Origin of the sequence: Bacillus sp. FSL R7-0685, from assembly GCF_038002425.1 — a bacterium.
Lineage (GTDB): Bacteria > Bacillota > Bacilli > Bacillales > Bacillaceae > Bacillus > Bacillus subtilis.
In genome coordinates this window covers 480,018-500,175 of record NZ_JBBOCN010000001.1, presented here as the reverse complement: position 1 = coordinate 500,175, position 20,158 = coordinate 480,018, and the positions used below count along the sequence as shown (strand labels likewise).

Genomic DNA, 20,158 nt, shown 5'->3' with positions numbered 1-20,158 from the left:
TTTATTTTTCCGCAAAAGCTCATTGATACCCTTTTTGACAGAAATTTGTTATGATAGAAGAAAAATCGGAGTTTTGATGATGTCAGTATTTATTCTGTTTTATTTGTGGATTGTTCCTATTGTTATCGGCATTTTATGTTCTGTTGCTGCCCATAGATCCAAGGGAAAAATGAGAGTCGCGCCCGGCATTGCCATGATCGTGCTCAGTATTATTTCCCTAATCACGGCGTTTACGGCCGGACACACAAATTTCCACGTGTTTATCGGCGGCATGTTTTTATTCGGCACCTTCTTGGTCGGTTCTGCTTTTCCTTTCTTCTTCGGGCTGAAGAAAAAAGAGAAATAAGCTTATAATGAGAAGAGTTCTGTAAGATTTGATAAGAATAAACATACAAGGACAAATGCATCTTGCTTTGAAACAAGATGCATTTGTCCTTTTGTCTGTTTCGAGTATGGCGAAATCAGTTCCTAATACATATACCGATCATTTTATGAATTCAAACATGCTGAAAATACATTTGTTTCCAACAAAAAACAAGGGCTCTTAGGGCCCCTGTTTTTTAAAATAACCGTTTCAAACTTTTCTTCAGTGACGGCATTTCAAATTTTTGGTTTTCGAAGAAGTTTTTCAGCATGTATTTGCTAAAACCTTTCGCCTGCCCGTATGTGATTTTGCCAGGAAGCGGCGGTTCGTTTCCAATCATGACATCCACAACGACCGGTTGGTCAGAGTGCAGCGCCTCATGGAATGCCGGCGCAAGCTCTTCCGCTTTAGTCACTTTGATGCCCTTTGCTCCGCAGCTTTCTGCAAATGCGGCATAGTCGACATTTTGAAGTTTTGTGACATAGTCGATATTGCCTTTGACCTGCTGCTCGTACTCAATCATGCCAAGATTTTCGTTGTTTAAAATGACGACTGTGATCGGGAGCTTATATTTGACAGCGGTCGGAAGATCCTGCATGACCATGGAAAATCCCCCGTCACCACAGACGGCGATCGCCTGGCGTTCCGGTTCGGACAAGCTTGCGGCGATCGCTCCCGGCAGGCCGCAGCCCATTGTCGCAAGCCAGCTGGAGACGATGAAATCCTGGTTCGCGTTCATTTTGAAATGACGCGCCATCCAGACTGTCACAGTGCCGACATCGACAGAGAGCACCGCATCATCGGCTGCCGCTTCCTGAAGACGGGCCACGACCTGCTGAGGTTTAAGCGGTGTTGTTGCCTCTGTCTCATCTTTTTCAATTTCGTTCCACCAATGCTGCATATGTTCTGTGCAGGCATTCAGGAATCTTCTGTCTTCCTTGCGTTCAATATACTCTGTCAATTCGCGCAGACCGAGAGCCGAATCGCAGACAAGGCCCGCTGTCACCGGATACCGTTTTCCGATTTTTGCCGGGTCTGAATCGAGCTGGATTGCCGGCGTGTCATCAGGCAAATAATCACGGTACGGGAATGATGTTCCGAGCATGATTAATAAATCACATTCCTCCATTGCCTCGTAAGCCGGCTTTGTTCCGATCTGCCCGAGGTTGCCGAGAAAATGCGGGTGCTTATCGGGAACGACACCTTTTGCCGGGAGTGTAACAACGATCGGAGCGGCGGCTTTGTCCGCAAATTCTAAGAGCTCCCGTTTCGCCTTTTTCATTCCCTGCCCTGCCAGGATAATCGGTTTCTTAGCGTTATTAATATATTGGGCGCAGGTGACGAGCTGTTCTTTTTTCGGTTCAAGGTTCCCTTCAATATACACCGGTGAAGTATACACGGGCTCCCGTTTGATTTTCTCCGCAAACAAATCATCTGACACGCTCAATACCGCAACGCCTTTTTTGCTGTAGGCGGTCCTGATCGCCTGATTTAAGAGATCCGGAAGTGATTCTGCGCTATGTACCTCTCTGTTGAACACAGCCACGTCCTCAAACATTTGCTCCAGCTTAATCTCCTGGAAATAGTCCCGTCCGACTTCGCCAGAAGAAACCTGTCCTGCAATCGCCAGCACAGGGGCGCCGTCCGCTTTTGCATCATATAAACCATTTAATAAGTGCACCGCTCCCGGCCCTGCGATTGACAGACAGACTCCGATCTTGCCGGTGAGTTTTGCTTCAGCCGCGGCTGCCAGTGCCGCTACCTCTTCGTGGCGGGTTTGAATGAACTTCAGTTGATTTCTTTCGTGTCTTAATTCTTCAATAAACTCATTTATACTGTCTCCGGGGATGCCGTATACATGATCAACTCCCCATTGCTCAAGCAGCTCTGTCATTACTTGTCCTGCAGTTTTATGTGCCATAACGTATCCTCCTTTTTCCTTTTTTCAATACCACAGGAGAAAGGCTTTAAAACCCGGAGACCTGAATCACTTGCCCAGTCTTCTTTTCAACAGGTCGATCGCCGCGAGCAACCCTCTATCCTTGACGGTGACATTTACATCTTGAGCGCCGTTCTTGAAATCATTGATCTGCCTTTTTCGATTCGGCACCATAAAAAGCGGCAAACGCCCCGGGGAAACCCACTTTAATCCCGCTGTCTCTGTGCCGTCAGCCACTGCTTGTCCGCCTGTTATGCTTCCGAAAAACAGATGCTGTTCATCTTGAAACTTTGGCCTTTGGTAAACACCTATTTTCGCAGAAAGCGCTGCATTGTATCCCGTTTCTTCCAATACCTCCCGCACTGCCGCTTCCTCAGCCGATTCCCCGGGATCAACCCTGCCGCCCGGCAAATCCCAGAGAGGGACATCTTTTCGTTTCACCAGCAGAATTTGCTGACTTTCGTTCAATACGATCACAAAAGCACCTTGTGTATACACCGCCATACCTCCTTTTCCCGCAAAAAAGGACCAAGGTGATTCCCTTGGTCCTAGAGCTTTACTTTTTAAAATGATACGGCAGTGTGGCAACCATTATGTCCTTTTTCCAGAACAGCCGGACTCTGAGGAGAAAGGCCGATTGGTTGTGAAGGATGGTGTGCCAGCGTTTTTTCGTTATAAATTGCGGAAACAGCACCATAACGGAAAACTGCTCCTTCTTCGCTTTTGCCTCAACTGTTTCCAAAAACTTATCAAACGGATGGACAAGGCTTCTGTACGAGGAGTGAAGCGTAACGAGACGCACTCCGTTATTAAGCTCTTCCCAGCGTTTTTCGAATTTCTTTTCCTGTTCTCTGTCAAATGACACGTGAACGGCGATCACTTGATCGGACAGTGATTTCGCATAGTGAATCGATTTTTGCACGACGGTGGTGACACCGGCCACAGGCACAATCACAACGGTGCCTTTGATTTCTTCCGGCTCTTTGTCTACGATGCGAAGCTGTTCGCCAACTGCTGTATAGTGATTTTTAATCGCAAAAAACAGCAAAACAACGATAGGCATAAAGATTAACACAGGCCATACGACATTAAACTTCGTCACAAACAGAATGGATAGAACCATAAACGATATCAGAGCGCCACAGGAGTTGATCAACATTTTTCCGATCCAGCCTTTTGGTTTTTGCTTGATCCATTTCATGCACATGCCGGTTTGTGAAAGCGTAAATGGAATAAATACGCCCACAGCATATAACGGGATTAAGTGCTCCGTCTGTCCCCCGAATAAGATAATGAGAACAATGGAGGCAAAGCCTAAAAAGATAATCCCATTTGAGAAGCCTAAGCGGTCGCCCCTGACTGTAAACATTCGCGGCATATACTGGTCTCTCGCCAGGTTGAAGGCAAGCTGCGGGAAGGCTGAAAATCCCGTATTTGCCGCAAGAACCAAAATAAGCGATGTGACACCTTGGATGACATAGTAGAACACATTCCGCCCGAAGGTTTCGGACGCAATTTGTGAAACCACTGTTTCATCAGGCTTCGGCGCCGTACCATACCCGTACGCGAGCACCGTGATGCCGGAAAATAGAATCGCCAGCAAAATCCCCATCATCGCAAGCGTTCTTGCCGCGTTTCGCGCAGGCGGGTTTTTGAATGCAGGAATCGCATTAGAAATGGCCTCAACCCCGGTCAACGCTGAGCATCCGGAGGAAAAAGCCTTAAGCAGCAAAAATAGCGTAATGCCGGCTACAGGTGTGCCGAGCGATGTATGATGGGCTGGCTGGTCTATTTGTCCTGTCATAAGTTTAAACAACCCGACTGCAATGAGAACCAAAAGCGCCACCACAAACAGATAAACCGGGTAGGCAAGTATGGATGCTGATTCCGAAAGCCCGCGCAGGTTCAAAATCATAATCACTAACACGAGAAAAATAGCGATCGGCACATGATAATCATGCAATGCAGGAAAGGCTGACGTGATGGCATCCGTGCCTGCGGAAATACTTACCGCTACTGTTAAAATATAATCAACAAGCAATGAACCGCCCGCAATCAATCCCGGTTTTTCACCGAGATTTTCTTTAGAAACGATATACGCCCCGCCGCCCTGCGGATAAGCGTAAATAATTTGCCTGTATGAAAGAATCAGTGCGAGCAGCAAGATGAGAACGCCAACCGCAATCGGAATGGAGTACCAAAATGCGGCTGCACTGATTGTTGCCAAAATGATTAGAATTTGTTCTGTCCCATATGCGACAGATGACAGCGCATCTGAGGAAAGCATAGCCAAGGCTTTTAATTTCGTCAGTTTTTGCTCTCCAGCTGCTTGGGATTTTAGTGGTTTCCCAATCAAAAAACGTTTGATTGAATGATACATCGATGTCTTCCCCTTTTAATTTCTCATTTTTCAATTAAAACAATAAAACATCAGTGTCTTGCTCTCACATGTTGTTGATAGTCCTTTCTGCTATGATGTCTCTGTATGCGATTTGCATTCAAAAATGAACAACAAAAAACACAGAGGCAAACGGATGCCCCTGTGCCATAACATCGAACACAGGTTTCATTCATCTCCTCTCACGAACGCTTACGAGGTTAGCTGACGGATTCGGGCATATGAGAGTTAGCCCTACCTAAAAAGGATTCACCCCAACGGCAAAAAGCCGTTCTATTGGGTCCCCCGCTCTGATTTCAGATTAAGCGATTTGTTTTCTAAAAGAGATCATACTCCCGTTCCCGCACGTTGTAAAGAGGCTTATTGGCTGAGAGAAAAAAATAAAATGACAGGTTCCACAAATGGAATTTACTTACCAAAAATAAAAAAACAGAGGCTAAAATCGCCTCTGTTTTATTCTGTATCTGTCTTTCTTTTTCTGCGTCTTACGGCAATCCAAATGAACACTGCCGCAATCACCATAATGAGTGCCAGCACACCAATATACATCCATTTTTGGCTATGATCCTGTGTTGGTTGTTCTGCATCGGAACTGTTTGTTTCCGATTTGAGCTGCTGGTGGTTTGTAAACACCTGCTGGCTGTTTGTTTCATTAAGGACGGTTGCCGACTCATCGTTGCTGTTCAGATAACTGATGATCTCTTTTGTGACAGCCGCGCCATCTCCTTTTGACGGTGCAAAGACAGCCATTGTATAGCGTGAATCCCAAACCGATGCTTGGGTAAATACCACTTGTTTTGTCGTCTCATTCAGCATCTCGAAACCAGATACATCAAACGATCCGTTCTTTTCCTGCGGCACAAGCAGATCTGATGATTTCTCCTTCAGAAGAGAAAATTGATTGATCCCTCCTATGAAAATGAGGTTTCGTCCTTTCGCATCATTTGCTGTAACGTCAGATGATTTCTTTACCGTATATGAATGCTGTGCTTCGCTGCCAAAGGATTCTGTTACGAGAGAAAGCTCCTCTAGCTTCGATTGGCTTACGGTGTCAGGAAGCACGATTAACGTTGTTTGATCCTGGTTTCCGGCGTAAGGCAGCGGCCACTCTTGAAAATCCGCTGACGGAGACATGCCTTTGATGGCGTATGATAATGTACTGTTTTTATCGATAAAAACCCACTTTTCTTCATCAGTGGTGTTACAAGGGTTGTTTTCCTTTAAACCGGTCGTGACGAACTGAATATCAATGTAGCGGTTTTTTTGCAGCAGCTTAGGGTCCACTTTCACTGTGACATGATAGAATCCGTTTTTATCTTCTTTTCCTAATTCATCAAGCCGGACCGAGTGCGGCTGGCCGTTGATCATCACTTTCAGTTCTGCAGCCTGAGAGGCTGACTCGTTTTCAGCCGTTGAGGCCTGAATCGTTTCAGACTTTTTCAGTTTAAGCGACAGTTTCGCCGATTGGTTTTCATCTAAAACAGCCGAAGCCGGATAAAAATAATGTGCTGAAGATGTTTTGTCGGCTCCAATTGTGATATCACCCGCTCCAAAATTCTCAAGGGTCAGCTTATTGCTTTCTTTTTTTTCAGTCTGCTGAAGCTTGCTGATTGAAAGTGTATCGCCGCTGAGCTGGCCTGTATATGTCTGATCTGTCATCACGCTGATTTTTTTAGTGAGCGCGTCCTCGGACGCAGCTTGCGCAAACAGAACCGGCTGCTGCTTGCCCTCTGCTTTCAGCACCCGCTCCGCAAGCAGAAGGTTTTCTCCTTTTGCCTGTAGCCCAGCTTGTTTCAACAGTTTTTTCACTTTGCCGTTCCAATGCTTGTCCACGCCGATAACAATCGTCGGCTTATCGATTTTTTTCAGTTCAGATTCCGTGACATACGCAATACTGACACTGCTGTCCACCGTTTTCAAAAAGCCTTCTGTTTTAACAGCAGCTTCTATTTCTGCTGAACTTGGATGATCCGGAATGATGATAGCTGTTTCTTCCGCTGTATTTCCAGATTGGGCGAAAGGATACGGATAATGGTCCAGCGACGTTCCCTTCGCTTCACTGCTGTCAGCAAGTGTCAGCCGGCTGTCCGGATAAATTTTGATCCAGTTGCCTGATGTATCCTGTCTGACGCACACGCCCTCTTTCATTACGCCGTAGAATTTCAGCGATACGTTGTGATAGCCTTGCGCAGACTGGCTTTTATTCAGATTCAGCTTCACTGTTTTCCGTTTGGAATCACCATCAAGCTTTAGCGTCTTGACCGGTTCATCATCAATGACAGCCGTTAACGATGATGGAGAAATTAAAAGATTTGATGCCTCGTATTCGATTACCAATTGCTGATTGCCCGAAGAAGCGCCTGCCGGGATCTGATACGTCAGCTCTGCGCTGTCTTTTGATCCATACAGTGTAATCAGCTCGCTTGTAAGCACCTGCTGTTTGGCTTGTTCTTGGCTGCTTTTCCCGAGGAGCGAACCGCTGACCTGTACGTCTTTGGCAAGAGCCGTTTGTCCAGTCATCACCAGCAGCATGAAGCTTGTGAGAAAAATCATTATTTGTTTCAAAAAGGTCACCCGCTTTTATGTTGATTGTATCGTTCTGTCTTGTACCATTTGACCTCTTGCTTGAATAAACGGTGCTTGATTTCTACGAATAAAGAGTAGATAACAAGCACAATCCATGCCTGCGAGTATGTGAAGTACATGAGAAATACGATAAAAAAGTTTTGCTTGTTCATTTCTGTTTTTTCAATGCTCAACGTAATCATGACCTCTGTCATAAATAAGAAAAACGCCAAAATCCAGAGAATCATTGCCAAAAATCCAACAGACAAATGCAAATCATAAAACAAATTCACTACAAAAATCGCATTTGACATGATCACGCCAAAGAAAAACAGAAAGTACGTAAAGAAAAAATAAAACAAATCAAAGATAATCCGTTTTCGTTTCAGCTTAAAAAACTGCGCCAAAAATTTGAGCACGACATATTGATTGCCGCGCGCCCATCGGGTGCGCTGGCGCCACCATACCTTCCATGTTTCCGGTTCCTGCTCCCACGTGATGGCGGCAGGGAAAAAGCGGATGTGATAGCCGAGATTATATACCCGGATGGTCAGCTCAGTATCCTCAGCGAGCGCTTTGTCATCCCAGCCTCCGAGCTTTTCGATAATGCTTCTGCGGATCGCGAAGTTGGTGCCTGGGATCGTGGCGATTTTGAACCACTTCCATCTGCCTCCCTGGGCCATCCACTGAAAACAGATCGTTTCGATATTAATAAACCTCGTCAGCAGCGTCTTTGCCGCATTGATGACGCGGAATTTCCCTACCACGGCGCCTGCCTTTTCGTCATTCATCAGGCCGAGCACGAGGTAATACACGGCCATTTTCTCAGGCGTGTTGTCGGCGTCATACACACAGATCACATCGCCGTTCGATTCGGCAAAACCCGAGTTAAGTGCAGAGGATTTTCCTTTTCCTGCATTTGGCGGCTTCGTAATCACCATTTTGATGAAATCGTATTTCTCGGAAAATTCATTGACGATATCACCCGTCCGGTCTGATGAATTATCATTAACGACGATAATCTCCAGCCGGTCCTTCGGATAATAAAGGTTGACCATCGCCTTCAGCGTCTGCCGAATCACAACCTCTTCGTTATGCGCCGGGATGAGGACGCTGACCTTCGGCAGTTCCTTCATATTTTCTCTCCACTTCGGGATATTCCGATCGAAGGTCATATAGTGGCGAAACCCGCCCTGCATGAGGAACATGTGATAGAGAAGCATAACCCATATTAAACTTAGCGAGATAAAGAACAGCGTATTACCCAAGGCTTCTTCTCTCCTTAAAAATTCGTTTTTTCAATGTGACTCTCAAGTAAAACGTATAACTGACAAACATGATGACAAATAAGAGCACAACAGCGGAGAGAATCCATAACGCCTTTTCCAGAGGGGTTTGGCGATGATGATCGAAAAACTCGTCAATGGCGCTTACGCCGTTTTTCACCTGAATCATTCCGTCACCGCTTGTATGAATTTCCACTTTGTCTGTTTTGACGGTTTGTTTCGTTTTCTTTAAATCAAGCCATTCACTGTCTGGAATGCGTTCCATCTGATCAACCAGCTCCGGCAGATATTTCATCCCGAGGTACGGGTGATAAAATCCTCCGGCTACTCCGCCTTCAAAATCAATCATCCGGGAGATGTGCTCCTCCATCTCACCGAGCGGGTTTTGCTTCGATGTGTCGACAAAGCCGATCGTTTCCGGATAAAGCGTCATTCCGTGCAACATCGAAGGAGCAGTCACAAACGGAGGTGCACCGGATGTTTTCCATGTTGTGCTGCTGAGCTGGACCTGGCCGAAAATGCTTGTAAAATACTGCGAGGCGATTTGATAGCCATAATCGGACATCGTGTAATGCGGCGCTTCAAACGCCAGCGGGTAAAGACCCGATGATGTCAAATCCTCAATGGCACGCGTCAGTTTTTGTTTTGTATACGTTTCTTCCTTTTCCCGAAATGGTTCGAGATAGCTGTGATAGGCTTGTTCGTTCGGGAAGTCCTGTTCTTTCTCCAAAATGGACGGGGGGTCTTCGGCATTTCCGGATGTAATCGGCTGATCCGCCTTTGCATCCCAAAATTCAAAGCCCTCTCCTGTTTCACTGTAGCGATAAGCGTGAGTATAACCGTGAACAATGATACTGCCGCCCATGCTTTGCAGCTTCTTCAGCACCTTGACCATCTTCGGTTGATCAGACAAATACACTTTGTCGCCTGTTTCCGGGTTCAAATAAACCGGAATGACCGCCAGGATAAAAGGAATATGCCGCTTATGCAGGTATGTACCGGCTTGGAGCAGCAATTTTTCATCAGACATCGGGCTGATATCCTCGAGACGCAAATACAATAACGTCGTCCCCGCCTTCTCTCCGAAAGCTTCTCTGAGCTGTTTCGCCACGATCAAATTGTCATTTAACAAATTTGTTAATCCAATGTACACATTCCCTTTTTTTGTTTTCCATATAAAAGAATGCGTTGTGCCGTCATCGGCTTTGAAGGTGTAAAGCGCCGTTCCTTTCAGGCCTGATACACTCAGCACGTTAAGCCCGCTTTCCAGAGACACATCGGCCTTTTCCGACCTGCTGTGAACCTGAAACACATTTTCTTTGCGGGCTAATGAAAGCCCGGAAAATTGGCTGATTTGACCTGCGTTATAGCCAATGGCGACAACCGTTTTTTTTACGCCGCTGATCAGAGACAGCAATTTTTTGCTGAGCTTTCTTTTCGTTTGGCCGTAATAAATCACATGGTCTTTCCCTTTGAGATCCGACGCTTCAACGTCTGAATCTTTTTTGACTGTCACATGGGATGTAAAGTGGCCCGCAAGCAAATCGAGCATTTTGACTTGTGACGACTCTTTGCCATCCAAGGTTGAATAGATGATGAGAATGCCGGCATCCTGATCTTTCGCTTGCGCAGAAACGGGAAAAGACGCAATAGCTGAAAATAGAAACATCATGACGCATAGCAATGTGATTCCTTTATAGTTCATTCATCATCATCTCGTTTTCCAGTTCTTCTAAAAATTGATCAGCTGTTTTGATATCGTTGCGGTAGGGCAAATAGCAAACGTGGAACGTAAGCGACACATACTTTCCATTTTCCAGCTGATATGTATCCAATTGTTTCTTCAGCTTAGTCAGAACGGCCGGCATATGTTCAGCAGGCGTGTGCGTCAGCACGATCCCGATACGCTCGTCAGAGGGACGGAATTTCTTATCCGTTTCCCGAACGCTTGTCCTGATTTGCTGACCGACATATTGGAAGAGGCGGTCCGTTTCTTTTTCACCGTACAAAGACTTAAACTCTTTGAAATAATGCATATGGAGCAGCAAAAACACAAAAGAATTGCCGTAGCGCTCCGCCCGCTTGATTTCTTCTGAAAGTTCCAGCTTCATCCTTTGCTTGTTATCAAAACCAGTCACTCTGTCAACAGCAACATAGCTTTTAATTTCGGATTGAAGCCGTGTAATCGAGCGCCGAAGCTCTGCTGTAATATCGTGGATTCTTCCAGAAATAAAAGAAAACAGCAAAAGCGCGATTCCCCACACGACAAGCATTCGCAGCCCTTCCTCAGCCGGAAATAACGCAGCCTGTCCAGTCTGGAAAAACATCATTAAGGTGCCGAGAACAAAGAGTACGATTAAGGTCACTGCCAGCGCGTAAATCGGGCCGAACCAGATGCCTGCGGCGATGACGCCAAATGTGATGCAAAGGATCAGAGCACCTTCTGATTGCTGGGCTGACACATAATAAATAAACAAAGACAGGGCCGCGATGAGCCCTGAAAAATAAGCAAATAATTTTTGTGATTCACTGAATGATATTTTCATTAAAAAGCTTCCTTTCGGCTAACAGCGGCAGCAGATTGTCAAATGAATGCGTCTGAGTGCCGCTCATATAGCCTCCATAATACGATTTCACCGGATCATGAATTTCAAAGTCATTCATTCTGTCATATATGGCTTTGATGACAGAACTGTTTTCATGCTGTTTTGTCAAAAACAATACGGCTAATGCATATACGGATGGAGACTCATATTGGACGGCAGGCTCCTTCGTATCTGCCGAATACCGCCCGTACAGCTTTCCGTTTTTCTGAAATTCCTGCTTGATCCAATCCGCTAAAACAGATGCTTTTTCATCCCCTTCCGGCAAATGCCAAGCAGCGTAAAGCTGATCAATCAGGTTGATTTCACTATCATATGTGTATTCCTTCGTCTCCGAGCTGTATGTCTTCGGCAGAAAGCCATTTTTTAAAGGAGCTGAATAGAGAACATTGGCATTCCGCTGTTCTGTTTCTTCGTCTATGATTCCATTCTTCTTTAAGACAGCTAAGGCATCAGGCATGACGTATGAAAGCGTCACATCCTTTGAAGCGGCCTGTGAGTCGTAAAAGTCTGTAAAAAACCCGTTGTTCATATTGTATGTCTTCAAAGACGTGCCGATATCCCTAGCCGTTTGCGCGTAGTCGCTGCGGCCCCATTTTGCGGCGGCTTGGTCAAGAGACAGCATAATTCTCATATCATCTATCAGCGCATTCGTCCCGCTCGCTTGGCCATTTTGAATCTTCCACGTCACCAAGTGATTGCTCATCAGAAATGAATCAGTCAGATGCTGATATTGATCCTGGAAATGCGGTGCGTCATTTTTGCTGAGCAGAAACTCCATCCACAGGCCGAGAGATTCCGACAAGTAAGAAGGCTGGTCTGAAAAATCGGTTTTGATCAGCCCTTGGTCATTCATTAAATTGTGATAGATGAAATATTCCGCCGGCTGGAGCGGGCTGGCATTCACTTCTATCGCCGACTGATTTTGGGTCTTGTTTCCAGCTTCAGCACACCCTGCGGAAAGTCCGATAGATAAGAAGAATAAGATGACAGCAATTAGTACATGCCTCACAGGCAAATCCCCCTTTGTCGCCTGAAGCAAATCAGACGCTCACAAATAGTTATAGACGAAAATATGACTGCCATGTTACAAAGTACATTTACTATAAAAGAAAAAAATGCAGATTGCTAGCTTTTTTTCCCCTTTTTGAACATTAAGAAAACAGGACCTAAGTCCACTAAAAAAACCTGTGCGATAGGCACAGGTTTTTTTATTATTTATCCAAACCGAGTTTTTTCAGCTGTTCTGCCAGCGCGTTGTTAATCGGCTCATCTTTATTTTGTTTTTTCATATAAGAGGATACGTCCCGTTTGGTAGCACGCGCTTTGTCTTTGTTTTTTCGTTTTTCAAATACAGAGAGCTTTTCACGGTGACCGCACACACACGCAAAGGTTTGGCCCTCGCCTTGGCCGCGAAGCTCCATTCTTTTATGGCAATTTGGGCAGCGTGCGTTTGTTTTTCGGGCAATCGTTTTTTTGCTTCCGCATTCACGATCTTGGCACACGAGCATCGTCCCGCGTTTGCCGTTTACTTTCAGCATCATTTTGCCGCATTCCGGACATGCCGTTCCCGTAATGTTGTCATGTCGGAAGGTTTGGCTGCTGTTTTTGATTTCTTTTACCGTTTGGTGAGCGTAAGCCTTCATATCTTTAATAAAAACAGCCGATTTCAATTTGCCGGCCGCGATCGCAGACAGCTTTTGCTCCCATTCTGCTGTTAAGGCCGGTGATTTCAGATCCTCCGGAACAAGCTGCAGGAGCTGTTTTCCTTTAGATGTGATAAAAATATCTTGGCCTTTTTTCTCGATTAAAAAGCTGTTGAACAGTTTTTCAATAATGTCGGCACGCGTTGCCACCGTGCCGAGGCCGCCTGTTTCTCCAAGCGTTTTGACGAGGCCTTTTTCTTCTCCCTGCATAAACGCGCTTGGGTTTTCCATCGCTGACAGCAAGGTTCCTTCATTAAAGCGGGCAGGCGGCTTCGTTTGGCCGCTTGTTTCCGTTAACGTGCGGACGGCAAGTGTGTCGCCTTTTTGAAGCGCAGGAAGTGTCTGATCTCTGTCATCCTCCTGCTCATCATCCTCATCCGCCATATCATAAACGGCTTTCCACCCTTGCGACTGCACGGTTTTGCCTTTCGCCGTAAAGGTTTCTCCGCCGATTTCTGCGATGACCTTTGTTTCCTCATATTCGAATGCAGGCATTAATACAGCCAGGAAACGTTTCGCAATCAGGTCATACAGCTTTCGTTCTTTATCACTCAGACTGCTGAGAACGAGCGGCTCTTCGGTCGGGATAATCGCGTGGTGGTCTGACACCTTCGCGTCATTGACATATCCTTTATGAGATTTAATGCCGCGTTTTTTAATTTGGCTGACATATTGGGCATACGGTTTTACTTCCATGCCTTCCAGACGGTCTTTTAACGTCGGGACGATGTCACTGGATAAAAATCTAGAGTCCGTCCGCGGATATGTGACGAGCTTATGCTGCTCATATAGCTTCTGCAGGACAGAAAGCGTTTCTTTGGCAGAAAAACCGAAGCGCTTGTGGGCGTCACGCTGCAGCTCCGTTAAATCATAAAGCGCAGGCGCAAAGCTTTTTTTCGCTGTTTTTTTCAGCTCAGCTACGACCGCTTGCTTTCCTTGGAGATTTTTTAGCAGACGGCTTGTTACATCTTGATTGAACGTTCTCGTCTGCTTTGATTTCTTATCCTGCCACGTCAGCGCCATGCCGTCGACTGCAGCACGTATACCGTAATACGGAACGGGCGTAAACGCTTGAATGTCTGCCTCGCGCTTTGCAATCATGGCAAGCGTCGGAGTCTGCACACGACCGCATGAGAGCTGGGCATTGAATTTTGTGGTAAGTGCACGGGTGGCGTTGATCCCCACAATCCAATCCGCTTCCGCTCTGGCGACGGCAGAATGGTACAGGTTTTCATATTCTTTGCCGCTGCGCAGCTTCTGAAAACCTTCCTTGATCGCTTTATCCGTCACAGATGAAATCCACAGCCGCTTGATTGGTTTTCGGACATTCGCTTTCTCAATGATCCAGCGCGCAACAAGCTCACCTTCCCGGCCTGCGTCAGTCGCGATGACAATCTGATTGACGTCTTTACGGGTAAGCTGGGATTTGACTGCATTGAACTGCTTTCCGGTTTTTTTTATTACCACAAGCTTTAAGGGTTCTGGGATAATCGGCAGATCCTCTAGGCGCCATGATTGAAATTCTTTTCCGTAGCCTTCTGGATCAGCAAGCGTCACCAAATGGCCTAAAGCCCAGGTCACAATATATTGATCGCCTTCGAGATAACCGTTTCCTTTTTTATTGCACTTCAGCACCCGGGCTAAATCCCGGCCGACTGAAGGTTTTTCAGCTAATACTACTGTTTTTGACATGCTTGATCACTTCTCTTTCTTTCGCGCTCATCCTGTTATTATAACAGACTTCACGCGGCACTCTCTAACCGCGCCCGTTTTTCGTGTCAATTTCTGAGAAAATGACGTGAGTGACGGTTTGCGCGTAGGGCGATGTTTTGTTAATGAAATCTTCTACCGCTTCGAGGCTTTCGGCATTGATTTTCAGCATATAGCAGGCTGCACCTGCAATCCGGTAGCAAAATTCAATATTCGGCAATATTTGAATATAGCTTTTGAACCGCTCGTAATCCGCGTTTTTAACGGTTGCTTCCACAATACAGGAAACGGGAAGCCCCAGTTTTTTCTGGTCGACCTCCAGCGTGTATTGCTTGATGATGCCAAACGATTCAAGCTGTCTTACCCGTTCTGTTACAGATGGAGGCGACAGCTTAATTTTTCTGCCTAATTCCCTCATCGACAAACGGCTGTCCTTCTTCAGCTCCTCAATGATATTCAGATCAATCTGGTCAAGTTTCATTTCAACATCCTTCTTTTTTGATTTTGTACACATTATCTCGGGTATTTTTGTAAATGACAAGTACAGTTCCCTAGAAAAGGCATGTAAAAATGAATGTTTTCCGAACATTTTTTAAAAGCTGTCATATGCCCCTCCGGATTGTTTATAGTATAAAATGAAAACGTGTCCACAAGGAGGGCGATTTATGCTGCACACGCCGATCGGAAGACTTCGCACGATGGGTTTTATTGAAGGAATGTCACTCTTAATCCTGTTGTTCATCGCTATGCCGCTTAAATATTGGGCAGGCCTTCCGCTTGCGGTGACAATTGTCGGTTCGGTTCACGGCGGGTTGTTCATTTTGTATTTGCTTGTCTTGGCTTATGCAACCTTCTCTGTCAAATGGCCGCTGAAATGGTCAGCTGCCGGCTTCGTCGCTGCTTTCGTCCCATTCGGAAATTTTTTGTACGACCGCGGATTAAGGAAATATAAATAAGGGAATGCAAAAAAGGCTGGATCTTTATGATCCAGCCTTTCTTATTAAAACCACTTTGTCAGCCACGCGATATAGTAGGCCCCCGGAATAAACATGAGCTGGGCGAGGAGTGTGCCCGCCACCCTTGATGTGACCATTGTGATAGAGGTCCATTTTAAATAGAGATAGCTTCGTTTTCCTTTTGCCACATCATCAGCTAGAACGGATACTTTAGGATCAACAAAAATGGCCAGCAGCATCGTCGCAATTCCGTTGATCAAACCCGAAGCCATGACGGCTGTCGTGCTGCGCTCCGGCGCCAGAAGGCCTGCGTATAAAGCCGAAAGCACGCCAATCGTATAAATCGATGTGATCAGCATGTTGATGACAAACAAACGCTTCGGAATCAAGCGCATATGAAATCCTTTTACATATGAAATAGACGGCAGACGCAAATAGGAAAGGGCATTTTTGAATCCTTGTTTCGAGAATCCCTTTCGGAAAACTTGAAAAACGGAGCCGCCGCCGCCCGCCAAGTGAATAATCGCCCGTGAAAAAAGAGCGACAAAAGACGGGAGCAGGATAATGCCCAAAATGGTGCCGACTGTCGATCCGAAAATTAAAAAGCGGAACTGCTCCCCTACAATCGCCAGTGCGTTTTTTCCAGCATCATCAATTAAATGCCCGGTAAAGGGCTGCTGCACCATGTTCGACATTCTGGATACGATGACCATGACATTAAACAGAGAAAGCGCGGACGCAATAAATCCAACGCGGGCCCCGGAAAGCCTTGTGGCATAGGCTAAAGTTTCTATCGAGTGAATCAGCAATAAAAAACAAAAAATAAAAAGTACTTGTGTTGTAATGACATGCACGTTATTCTTCCTCCAATTTCATCCTAGAGATAAGACTGGAATGAAGACAAGGAGGTTTCAGTACGATGTGTTTTTTGCAATAAAAAAACCGTCCGGCGTACGCCGGGCGGTTTGTCTTATTCTTTTCTATACGCAAATAAAGATTATATCATCCGCCAAGTCAGGCGGGTTAGATTCATAAAGCATTGTTCCGAAGAATCATTCTGGAAAGTAAACACCATGGAAATTTCTTGAACACAAGACAACGAAAGCCCTACCTCTCAATCGTCACTGCGGCTCCGAAGCCGCGCCGGTGTGAATTGTAAAACAAAAAAGTCTTTTTTCCATCTCATCGTTAGGGGCGATTTGTTATGAAGGAAAAGAATAAGGGCAGCTGGTTATGCTGCTTGGGAAGCGGTAAGCTTCTCTCTCAAAACAGAAAAAAGAAGTTTACTTTCTTTTTTATTTGCTTATTTTTCTTACTAGCTATTCATAATAACATATCGCCCCTGAAAACACAAATTTTTTATAGTTCGAGTGAGACCGGTGTTTTCTCCCCGGCATTCATTAATCTGATATCCTCCGGTTCAATTTCAAGAATCACCAGATTCGGATCATCCTTGCCGTCAAACCAGCGCTCTAATTTGGAACTCCATATTTTGTCCTTGAGTTCTGCCGAATTGTTGATTTTGGCTTTTCCGGCAACTTCGACATATGCGTCGCCAAAGCCTTCACAATCATAGCCTAATAAAATGTGGACATTGGGGTTGTTCTCAATTTCTTCTGCTTTATGAGTTTCCTTGCTTGTCGGTGTGTAAATCGTCAGCCCGTCATGGAAAAAAGTCATGTAGCGGGAATGCGGTTTGCCCTTTTGAACCGTTGCGAGCGAACCTACTTTATGGTGATCTAGAACATCAAGCACTTTTTGTTTAATGTCTTGCTGATTCATCTCGAATCACTCCTTTTTAACGTCTCCGCTGTTACTTTTCCACATCCGGGGAAGATTTAAACAAGAAAGTGTGCTCTTTATTTTTCGCCTTCCCATTCACGCTTTAACAGACTGTAGTAGACGAGGTCGTGATGCCTGCCGTTTACGTATAAGCCATCCCGTGCCCTTCCTTCCTCTAGAAACCCGATCCGCTCCGGAACCGCTCTGCTTTTTTCGTTTCCGACAGCCGCACAGATCGCCACACGATTCAGCTCAAGCTCTTCAAAAGCATACGTAATGAGTTTTCGGCAGGCAGCTGTAATAATGCCTTTCCCTTCAAAGTCTTTAGCAATCCAATATCCGATTTCAGCCTTTCGATTCACTTGATCAAGGTTATGCAGGCTGATCATGCCGCATAGGCTGCCGTCATAAAGGAGCCCCGCCTCAATGCCGTTCAGGTCTGCATACTGATGCCGCCATTCTGGAATGATGGTTTCTCTGTACGTGTCAGCGCTGCTTGGATTTTCCGCCCAAAACAGCCACTGGCTGAGCCGCTGCTGATTTTGGATAATGAGTTCGGCCAGCCGCTCCGCATCATTCGGCTCCAATAATCGGATGGTGATGTGCTCATTTACCTTGCAAGTGAACATCGCTTCGCCCTCTTTCCTTTTTCACCCATTATATCGATGATTCTGTTTTTTTCAATACAAAAAAGGATGGGCTGCTAAGCCTCATCCTTATATTCTTGGATCGGTAAAGATATCATGTTTATCCGTGCTCGTCGATGACATTTCCGTCACGACGGCACCTTCTTCCCCGGCCTGGAACCAATGCTTTGTATTCGGGGGGATTGTATATTGCCCGCCCGGTTCTAGCTCAATTTCGTGCCAGACCGTATAGTGTTCTCTGTCTTCCTGAGGAGGGAGAACTTTTGGAAGTGGCGTTTTTTCTCCTTCTACGTAAAGATACACTTTTCCGTAGCGGCAGCGGAAGGTCTCCTGCTTGCCTTCCTGGCCGTCGACCGGCGGATGGCGGTGTTCCGGGCAAGTCTGTCCCGGAAACAGCACCAATTCCTTTGAACAATAACGGTCTGTATTGACGTAGACGAAGAGCTGGAGCCCGACTTTTCTTTCTTTTCCTAAGCCGTAATCCATCAGCTGGATTTGGTCTACTTCCTCGTCCGTTAATACAATCCCTGCTTTTTGATAGTAGCTGTTCACTTCTTCTTTCGTGATGCCCATATGTCTCACTCCCTCTTATGTCGTCACAAAGTTTCCGCCGTTGACATGCAGGGTCTGACCTGTCATGTAAGAGGACTCATCTGATGCCAGAAGCACATAACAGCCGACGTGCTCAACAGGCTGTCCAGGACGGCCCATCGGCGTATCTTGCCCAAATTGAGCAACTGTTTCTTCAGGGAACGTAGCTGGGATTAGTGGCGTCCAAATTGGACCCGGCGCGACTGCATTTACACGGATGCCGTCTTTGACAAGCGCCTGCGCCATTGTTCTTGTAAAGGCATTGATCGCCCCTTTTGTCGCTGTATAATCAATCAGTGTCGGGTTCCCTACGTACGGGTTGATGGATGTCGTATTGATGATGGCGCTGCCCGGTTTCAGGTAATCAATTGCTTTTTTAGTCAAATAAAATTGAGAATAAAAATTTGTTTTGAATGTGCGGTGAAGCTGTTCGCTCGTAATATCTTTGATGCTTTCCTTCGGATGCTGTTCACCTGCATTGTTGACAAGGATGTCAAGGCCGCCTAGTTCCTTGACCGTTTTTTCAACCGCTTCATTGCAGAATTCCTCTTCACCTACGTCACCAGCAATCAGCAGGCATTTTACGCCTTCTTGTTCAACACGTTTCTTCGTCTCCTCAGCGTCTTCATGCTCATCCTTATACACAATGGCGATGTCTGCGCCTTCCTTTGCGTAAGCGACGGAAACCGCGCGTCCGATCCCGCTGTCGCCGCCTGTAATAAGAGCTACTTTTCCTTTTAATTTGTCTGCTCCTTTATAATCCTCGTACTCATACACCGGACTTGGATTCATTTCGCTTTCAATTCCCGGCTGGCGACTTTGAGTTTGTGCCGGCAGTTCTTTTGGATAATTTGCCATGATGATTCTCCTCCTTTGTTTTCATGTCTATTTGTTGTGTACCTCACACACTCTTTGGATAAACATGGCTTGGCACCTTCGCATTGCTTTATCAGAAAAATGTTTCACATGGAACGCTTGGAGGAAATAACTCAAAAAGGAGGTTGGTTGCTGAATGATTAACATGCTTTCTAGAAGATTCAGCAGGCCAAAGGGCGTCATCGGCATGATTGCCGGGTACATCATGGCTGCTGAAAATCAAACACTGAATCAGTGGACAATCAATCAGCTGGGTATCACGCGCGGGGACAGCATTTTAGAAGTCGGGTTTGGCCCGGGATACTGCATGCAGCAGATGCTGAAACGCGAGAAGGATGTTCATCTTCATGGGATTGATGTGTCAGAGGCCATGCTGAAGCTGGCCGCCCGCAGAGTGAAACCAAAGGGCGTACGCCTGATACAAGGAAGCATCGAGACATTTCCTCTCCCCGCCTCGTTTTATGATAAAGTGATTTCCGTTAACAACTACACCATTTGGAATGACCAAACAAAAGGCATGAAACAGATTTATCGGGCATTAAAGCCAGGCGGCAAAGCAGCCATTACGATGCAGCCGCGGGAAGCGGATGCCAGTCCTGAAAAAACCAAATCATTTGGAAGACAGATGATTGCTGACTTTAAAGCAGCCGGCTTCGAAGACATTGATATACAATTTAAGAACATTAAGCCTGAGCTTTCCGTCTGTGCAAGTGCAAAGAAGCCCGCCACATAAAG

The 20,158-nt window shown here is 46.0% G+C and carries 18 protein-coding genes, 1 pseudogene and 1 riboswitch; of the genes and pseudogenes, 4 read left to right on the top strand and 15 right to left on the bottom strand.

Annotated elements, in window-relative coordinates:
* The first annotated feature begins 79 nt into the window (after positions 1–79).
* Both MKY50_RS02575 and MKY50_RS02570 read left to right on the top strand, forming a co-directional pair.
* Positions 80–346, top strand: coding sequence for a hypothetical protein (locus tag MKY50_RS02575; protein WP_021481716.1), 267 nt, complete (start codon positions 80–82; stop codon positions 344–346).
* A gap of 28 nt (positions 347–374) precedes the next feature.
* A pseudogene (locus MKY50_RS02570) lies at positions 375–564 on the top strand (hypothetical protein).
* Here MKY50_RS02570 and MKY50_RS02565 read toward each other — a convergent pair.
* The 10 genes from MKY50_RS02565 to lrpC form a co-directional block, all read right to left on the bottom strand.
* Positions 561–2,285: a pyruvate oxidase gene (locus MKY50_RS02565; protein ID WP_021481718.1), complete on the bottom strand. Its 1,725-nt coding sequence runs from the start codon at positions 2,283–2,285 to the stop codon at positions 561–563. The pseudogene MKY50_RS02570 and the gene MKY50_RS02565 overlap by 4 nt on opposite strands.
* Before the next feature lie 66 nt (positions 2,286–2,351).
* Positions 2,352–2,801 (bottom strand): 8-oxo-dGTP diphosphatase MutT, encoded by a 450-nt coding sequence (gene mutT, locus MKY50_RS02560; protein ID WP_015715262.1) that lies wholly within the window; start codon positions 2,799–2,801, stop codon positions 2,352–2,354.
* A 58-nt stretch (positions 2,802–2,859) separates the two neighbouring features.
* The gene (gene kimA / locus MKY50_RS02555) at positions 2,860–4,683 is read right to left on the bottom strand and encodes a potassium transporter KimA (RefSeq protein ID WP_003246693.1); all 1,824 of its coding nucleotides are present in this window, start codon (positions 4,681–4,683) and stop codon (positions 2,860–2,862) included.
* A 192-nt stretch (positions 4,684–4,875) separates the two neighbouring features.
* Positions 4,876–5,019, bottom strand: a riboswitch (cyclic di-AMP (ydaO/yuaA leader).
* A 135-nt stretch (positions 5,020–5,154) separates the two neighbouring features.
* Positions 5,155–7,266: a cellulose biosynthesis cyclic di-GMP-binding regulatory protein BcsB gene (locus tag MKY50_RS02550; protein ID WP_213385829.1), complete on the bottom strand. Its 2,112-nt coding sequence runs from the start codon at positions 7,264–7,266 to the stop codon at positions 5,155–5,157.
* Positions 7,267–7,271: 5 nt separating this feature from the next.
* Positions 7,272–8,534, bottom strand: a complete 1,263-nt coding sequence (locus MKY50_RS02545; protein ID WP_341116114.1) for a glycosyltransferase family 2 protein — start codon at positions 8,532–8,534, stop codon at positions 7,272–7,274.
* A complete protein-coding gene (locus tag MKY50_RS02540) occupies positions 8,527–10,236 on the bottom strand; it encodes a DUF2334 domain-containing protein (RefSeq protein ID WP_341117281.1) in 1,710 nt (569 codons plus the stop codon). Before MKY50_RS02540 ends, MKY50_RS02545 begins: the two co-directional genes overlap by 8 nt.
* A gap of 10 nt (positions 10,237–10,246) precedes the next feature.
* Positions 10,247–11,098 (bottom strand): cyclic-di-GMP receptor EpsK, encoded by an 852-nt coding sequence (epsK, locus tag MKY50_RS02535; RefSeq protein WP_121572534.1) that lies wholly within the window; start codon positions 11,096–11,098, stop codon positions 10,247–10,249.
* Positions 11,079–12,167: a hypothetical protein gene (locus MKY50_RS02530; RefSeq protein ID WP_015252792.1), complete on the bottom strand. Its 1,089-nt coding sequence runs from the start codon at positions 12,165–12,167 to the stop codon at positions 11,079–11,081. The genes epsK and MKY50_RS02530 overlap by 20 nt, the downstream gene beginning before the upstream one ends.
* 202 nt (positions 12,168–12,369) lie before the next feature.
* Positions 12,370–14,553 carry a DNA topoisomerase III gene (locus tag MKY50_RS02525; protein WP_341116111.1) on the bottom strand — a complete coding sequence of 728 codons (2,184 nt, stop codon included), beginning with the start codon at positions 14,551–14,553 and terminating at the stop codon, positions 12,370–12,372.
* A 64-nt stretch (positions 14,554–14,617) separates the two neighbouring features.
* Positions 14,618–15,052 carry a transcriptional regulator LrpC gene (gene lrpC, locus MKY50_RS02520; RefSeq protein WP_031315644.1) on the bottom strand — a complete coding sequence of 145 codons (435 nt, stop codon included), beginning with the start codon at positions 15,050–15,052 and terminating at the stop codon, positions 14,618–14,620.
* A 184-nt stretch (positions 15,053–15,236) separates the two neighbouring features.
* Between lrpC and MKY50_RS02515 the strand changes: the two genes are divergently transcribed.
* The gene (locus MKY50_RS02515; protein WP_015252794.1) at positions 15,237–15,527 is read left to right on the top strand and encodes a DUF3817 domain-containing protein; all 291 of its coding nucleotides are present in this window, start codon (positions 15,237–15,239) and stop codon (positions 15,525–15,527) included.
* 44 nt (positions 15,528–15,571) lie between these two features.
* On the opposite strand, the gene amj is transcribed toward MKY50_RS02515, so the two are convergent.
* From amj to MKY50_RS02490, 5 genes are all read right to left on the bottom strand, one after another.
* Positions 15,572–16,381 carry a lipid II flippase Amj gene (gene amj / locus MKY50_RS02510; RefSeq protein ID WP_061891247.1) on the bottom strand — a complete coding sequence of 270 codons (810 nt, stop codon included), beginning with the start codon at positions 16,379–16,381 and terminating at the stop codon, positions 15,572–15,574.
* A gap of 505 nt (positions 16,382–16,886) precedes the next feature.
* Entirely contained in the window at positions 16,887–17,309 is a 423-nt protein-coding gene (locus MKY50_RS02505) for a pyridoxamine 5'-phosphate oxidase family protein (RefSeq protein ID WP_003234396.1), read from the bottom strand.
* A gap of 77 nt (positions 17,310–17,386) precedes the next feature.
* The gene (locus tag MKY50_RS02500) at positions 17,387–17,938 is read right to left on the bottom strand and encodes a GNAT family N-acetyltransferase (RefSeq protein ID WP_014478866.1); all 552 of its coding nucleotides are present in this window, start codon (positions 17,936–17,938) and stop codon (positions 17,387–17,389) included.
* Between the two features lie 87 nt (positions 17,939–18,025).
* Positions 18,026–18,529, bottom strand: a complete 504-nt coding sequence (gene lyxE / locus MKY50_RS02495; RefSeq protein WP_003234400.1) for a D-lyxose ketol-isomerase — start codon at positions 18,527–18,529, stop codon at positions 18,026–18,028.
* A 15-nt stretch (positions 18,530–18,544) separates the two neighbouring features.
* Positions 18,545–19,405: an SDR family oxidoreductase gene (locus MKY50_RS02490; protein ID WP_003246648.1), complete on the bottom strand. Its 861-nt coding sequence runs from the start codon at positions 19,403–19,405 to the stop codon at positions 18,545–18,547.
* Positions 19,406–19,559: 154 nt separating this feature from the next.
* Here MKY50_RS02490 and MKY50_RS02485 point away from each other — a divergent pair, with 154 nt between their 5' ends.
* Positions 19,560–20,156, top strand: a complete 597-nt coding sequence (locus tag MKY50_RS02485) for a class I SAM-dependent methyltransferase (RefSeq protein WP_014478864.1) — start codon at positions 19,560–19,562, stop codon at positions 20,154–20,156.
* Positions 20,157–20,158 lie beyond the last annotated feature (2 nt).